The sequence below is a fragment of the Frankia nepalensis genome (assembly GCF_016786325.1).
Lineage (GTDB): Bacteria > Actinomycetota > Actinomycetes > Frankiales > Frankiaceae > Pseudofrankia > Pseudofrankia nepalensis.
Genome location: NZ_JADWYU010000324.1, coordinates 1 through 2,174, shown reverse-complemented (window position 1 = coordinate 2,174; position 2,174 = coordinate 1). Strand labels below are relative to the sequence as shown.

Sequence of the window (2,174 nt, the reverse complement as noted above, 5' to 3'; positions counted from 1 at the left end):
GCGGTGCTGGTAACCCCGGGGGCGGCTTTAATTCGCCTCTTAAACCCCCAACCCGGGATGACCGGACGTCGCGGGCGACGGGGGGCTGGGCGGGCCCCGTCGTGGACCCAGCCCAGGCCAGGCCCGCGCATGGGACCAGGGCACATGTCGAGTGGAACAACGGACAGGCAACTAGGGGTGTCGTTGTCTGGCGCCCAGGTTTCGCGACCAGTTGCCCACCGTCTCCCCAGCAAGGAATGGATTTCTTTGTTAATCCGCAGCGGTCTGTCACAATTGGGGCGCGGCGCGCGGGGGTGCCGTCGTGGGGCGCTAGGTAGCCAATGCCCAGGTACCTGGTGGTCGCCGCGTGGTACGGGGGGCATGGGCGGTACCTGGCTTGATCGTCGACCGGCAACAGGTCGCGGCGGCGCTGCCTGGTTATGAGCTGGGCGCGCAGGTCGGTCAGGGCACGTTCGGCATGGTCGTCGCCGCCAGGAACCGGCTGCGGCGGGATGTCGCGGTCAAGATTCTTCCGAGCGTCTCCGTGCGTGGGGACCGGGCCGAGACCGAGGCGCTGAACCTCGCCAAGCTGGTTCATCCGCACGTGGTCCACGTCCACGACTACGTGCCCGCCGGCGAGCTCTCGCTGATCGTCATGGAGCTGCTGTCCGGCGGAAGCCTGCGTTCGCGGCTCAAGAGCGGCCGGGTGCCGCCGGAATGGGCCTGCGCGGTGGCGCTCGCGGTGGCCGGCGCCCTCGACGCGGCGCACGAGCGCGGCCTGCTGCATCGAGACGTCAAGCCGGAGAACATCCTGTTCACCCGCGACGGCCTGCTGAAGATGACCGATTTCGGCATCGCTAAGGTCCTCGCGGACACCGGCGTGATGACCAGCACCGTCATCGGCACTCCGCGCTACATGGCGCCCGAGCAGTTCCTGGCCGGCACGCTGCGCCGGACCGTCGATGTCTACGCGCTCGCCGTCATCGCCTACGAGATGCTCGCCGGCCTGCCGCCCTCCGGGGACGCGAACGACACGTACGAGACGCTGCGGTACTTCCACCTGCACGTCCCGCCCTCACAGCCCTACGGGGTGCCGACGCCGATCGCCGACGTGGTGCTGCGCGGGCTGGCGAAGGACCCCGAGGCCCGGCAGGCCACGGCCAGGGCGTTCGCCCTCGAACTCGGCGCCGCGGCCGCGAGCGTGTTCGGGACCGGCTGGCTGGACAGGGCCGGGATCACGGTCGAGCTCGACATCGACGTCCGCGCCGCCTGCGTGCCGCCGCTGGCGCCCGTCGCGCCGCCCGACGACGTCGCGCCGCCCGACGACGTCGCGCCGCCCGACGACGTCGCGCCGCCCGACGACGTCGCGCCGCCTGACGACGACACGCCGCCCGACGACGACACGCCGCCCGACGACAGCGACGAGGGCGCCGTCGTCGACGGGGCCGTCGGTGACGGCCCCGTGGACGGCGGACGCGTGGCCCACCATCCGTCGGACGAGGGCGCGGCTCGGGCCGGCCAGCCGCCGGTACCCACCGCTTCCGCGGCATCGGCGGTACCGAGCGCACAAGCGCGGGTGAAGGCCGTCCCGGCTCCGGAGACGCCGACGGATGTCAGCGCGTCACCCGCGCCTGTGGCGCCGCCGCTGGCCTCGACACCAACACCCGTGCCCACGCCGCCCGGCCAGCGGGTCCCGCCCGCGCGGGAGCCGCCGGCCGGGCTCGCGCCCACGCGAGGGCCGCTCGGCCCCGGGGCGGTGTGGCCGGGGAGAGCCCTGTCGACGCGGCCGGGTGACCGTGGGACTGGCGGCGCGTTCTCGGCGTCCCTCCCGGGCTCCGCGCGAACCTTCGCGGGCGAGGACACCGGGCTGGTGGACATCCACCTCGGCACTGATCCGGAGTACCGCCGCCGTGGCCGCAGGAGCGCGCTTTTCACGGTCGCCGGAGCCCTGCTGATCGTCATTCTGGTCGTCGTCGCAGCGACGGTCCTGCGATGACTGCTTCCGTCAGCTGGCCGGAGATCGGTCAGCGGTACCCGACAACGCGACCGCGCGGACCGCGCCGCCGTCAGAACACGCATCTGGGGGGAAGAAATGCCTGAGGAGCCGGCGGCCGCGATGGATGTGGCCTGGTTCGCCGAGCGGTGTGATCGGATCGTGCGCAATGTCGAGCGTCTGATCAGGGGTAAGACGGATG

At 72.3% G+C, this 2,174-nt stretch carries 1 protein-coding gene; it reads left to right on the top strand.

The window, feature by feature from the left end:
• Positions 1-376: 376 nt before the first annotated feature.
• A complete protein-coding gene (locus I6A81_RS40950) occupies positions 377-1,975 on the top strand; it encodes a serine/threonine-protein kinase (protein WP_203007912.1) in 1,599 nt (532 codons plus the stop codon).
• Positions 1,976-2,174 lie beyond the last annotated feature (199 nt).